Origin of the sequence: Belnapia moabensis DSM 16746, from assembly GCF_000745835.1 — a bacterium.
Lineage (GTDB): Bacteria > Pseudomonadota > Alphaproteobacteria > Acetobacterales > Acetobacteraceae > Belnapia > Belnapia moabensis.
Window position 1 is genome coordinate 6,490 of the sequence record NZ_KN050759.1, and the last position, 2,923, is coordinate 9,412.

The window sequence follows — 2,923 nt, forward strand, 5'->3', positions numbered from 1 at the left end:
CGCTGTCGATGCCCTCGAAGTAGCCGACCAGGAGCATGCGAAAGTACCGCCCCGGCGGCAGCGAAGGCCGGCCCTGCCGCGCCGCGTAGTAGGGCGCGCACTGGCCTTCGACAAAGCCGTCAAACCCAGCGCTGAGCAGTTCGGCCTGCAGCCGGTCGTAGAACACGTGCCCTGGCGAGCGCGGCATCTCTGCCCAGGTCACCAGCAGTTCCGGTTGCTGGCCCTTCTGTCGTCCCAGCGCCATGCCACACCTGCCATTCGCGTCCTGGAGCGAACGGAATCAAGTCAGGGCGACTTCGTCAACGGGCTGTTGAGGCCGGGGTAGGTCGCGCTCGACGTCGAATACCGCAATGTGACTTTGTGCAACTCAGTCAAACCGGCAATTGGACGCTGCAGCGCGAGCGCTAAGCCTTGCCCCTTCAGTTGTGCCGCTTGCCGAACTCCGGCACATTGCTGGACGAAGCTGCCAGCATCTGTGACTTCGTGACCTTCAGCGCCTCGGCGGCGGTCGCGTTCTCGCTGATCTTCGCCATCACCGCCTCCCGTGCTCGGTCGAAATACTCGCGGTTGCTGGCCACGAACTCACGTGACTTGCGCAACCCGGCCAGGTAGCCGTTGATCTCCGGCACCACGTAGCGCGCCACCATGTCCCAGCTGCGGAAGGTATTCTCCGGGTTCGCCCAATCATGGACGAAGCCAACCACGGTGCCGAAACCGCCGCTGATGGCCAGCACCTCCTTGATGCGGGCAACGAGGTCATCCGGTGTCCCAATCGTTGCCACCGCACCCTGGCCGAAGGCAGACTTGTCTACCGCCTCATCCGGGTCGGTGAATGGCTTCGCGCCAGGACGTTGCAGGGTGCCTGTGATGTATTCGTTGTGATGCCGCAGCAGCCCGTCACGGGCCTCGGCCCGTGCCCGGTCGCGTGTCTCGGCGATATGCCAGCTCAGCAGCACGCGCCAGTTCTTCCGGCTCACCACGGTCTGGTACTTGGCCGCGGCAGCCTCGGCGAAACCCCACTGCGTCGGCAGTGCGTTCAGCCCCTCGTTCGAGAGCGAGCCGATCGAGATGATGCCGATGCCATGCTTGCCCGCAAGCGTCATGCCGGATGGGCTGATCTGGGAAGCTACCGCGAATGGCATCTCTTCCTGCAACGGCAGAAGCTGCAGTGCAGCGTCGTTCAGGTTGAACCACTCGCTACGATAGGTGACGCGCTCGCCCTGGAACAGCCGGCGGATGACGCCAATGGCCTCGTCCTGCCGGTCGCGGAGCAGCATCGGGTCGATGCCAAGCGTGTGGGCATCCGAAGCGAGCGCGCCGGGGCCGGAGCCGAAGATTGCTCGACCGCCGGTCATATGGTCGAGTTGCACCATTCGCTGCGCCACATGGAAGGGATGGTGGTACGGCAGCGACACTACACCGGTTGCCAGCTTGATGCGCTTCGTGCGCTCGCCTGCGGCAGCCAGGAACATCTCCGGCGACGCAATCATCTCCCATCCGCTGGAATGGTGCTCGCCACACCAGAACTCGTCGTAGCCAAGCCGATCCAGATGCTCCACTAGATCAAGGTCACGGCGGAACTGCAGCATGGGATGCTCGCCGATCGGGTGATGGGGAGCGAGGAAGGCACCGAAACCAAGCCGGGGCATGCGTACGTCTCCTGGATGCGGATGCCGGCGGCACACATCTGGCCACCAAGCCGTCATGGCGGATGCACATGCGGCAGGTACGGCCTGTCTACGCGACACATCCAGGCATCTTATGGGAACGATAGGCGGCATACCCGGCGTCGGCAAGATGGGCAGATTCAGTTGGAGGCCATGCCGCCATCTAACCGTTCGGCCGCAGCAGTTGCCGTAACACGCTGCCATCGGCCAGCCGATCGAATGCGGCATTGATTTCAGCCAAGGGCAAGCTGCCTGATTTGAGCCGCTCCACCGGCAGCTTGCCGCGCTTGTAGAGGCCGAGAAAGCGCGGGATGTCCCGCTCCGGCACGCAACTGCCCATGTAGCTGCCGAGGATGCTCTTCTCATCCGACACCAGCCCGGCCTGCATATGAGAGAAATTCGCTCCCTGGGCCGGCAGCCCAGCGCTGACGACGCTGCCGCCTCGGGCGGTGATCGCATAGGCCAGCTCCATCGCACGGATGTTGCCGGCAGTCTCAATGACCGTATCGACGCCGCCATCAGTCGCCGCTTTGATCCGTTCGACGCAGTCCGCATCGGTGGCAAGGAAAGTGTCAGTCGCGCCTCATTGTCGGGCGAGGCCGAGCTTCGGCGCTGGTATCAATAGCGATGATACGTTCCGCGCCACTGGCGACCGCTGCGAACAACGCATTCATGCCGACGCCGCCGAGACCCACCACCGCGATCGTATCGCCGGCCTGCATACCCGCCGTGTTCACACCAGATCCCGACCACTTTCGCCGTGTCACCTCAGCAGGGCTCACTGCGCCCGGCCCGTTGACCGGTGCAACACGCTGACAAGTCACGCATCGTGTGTTTTCCTCCAGCACCTCGACGATAGCCCCGCCTACCGAAGCTTTCTCATTCCAGCGTAGGGTTTAGCGCCACGGCATCGCGCGGGGTGATCGCCAGGGCGACGTCAGAACCGAAAAAACGGATTGGCAAGGTCAGCCCTGCGGTATCCTCCGCCACGGCCCTCACCCGCCCGCTCTCTCGCCCAGTTCGGGTGTTCCAGAGTACTGCTTCGTAAGCGCCAGGCATCAAACCGGGCACTCTGAGGGTAAGTGAGACTTGGCCACCTTGAGCAGCCCGACGCAGGGGACGGCGCCCTCCTTCAAACAGCGCGTCCTCCAAGTCTGGACGCAGGAGCCAGATCACGGCTTGGCGTGCATCGCCGCAGCCGAAGACATGGACGCTGCTGCCGGAAGCTCTGATCTCCTCTCCGAGATTGCGGCGGG

General features: G+C 63.8%; 2 protein-coding genes and 2 pseudogenes. All 4 read right to left on the bottom strand.

The features are described 5' to 3' along the window. A pseudogene (locus EP26_RS36620) lies at positions 1-244 on the bottom strand (hypothetical protein); the annotation flags it as partial. 175 nt (positions 245-419) lie between these two features. Further along, positions 420-1,796 (bottom strand): LLM class flavin-dependent oxidoreductase, encoded by a 1,377-nt coding sequence (locus EP26_RS31305; RefSeq protein WP_211259670.1) that lies wholly within the window; start codon positions 1,794-1,796, stop codon positions 420-422. Between the two features lie 34 nt (positions 1,797-1,830). Then, a pseudogene (locus tag EP26_RS32835) lies at positions 1,831-2,238 on the bottom strand (zinc-binding dehydrogenase); the annotation flags it as partial. Between the two features lie 308 nt (positions 2,239-2,546). Continuing rightward, the coding region (locus tag EP26_RS37195; protein WP_211259671.1) for a hypothetical protein at positions 2,547-2,923 on the bottom strand (377 nt) is incomplete at its 5' end.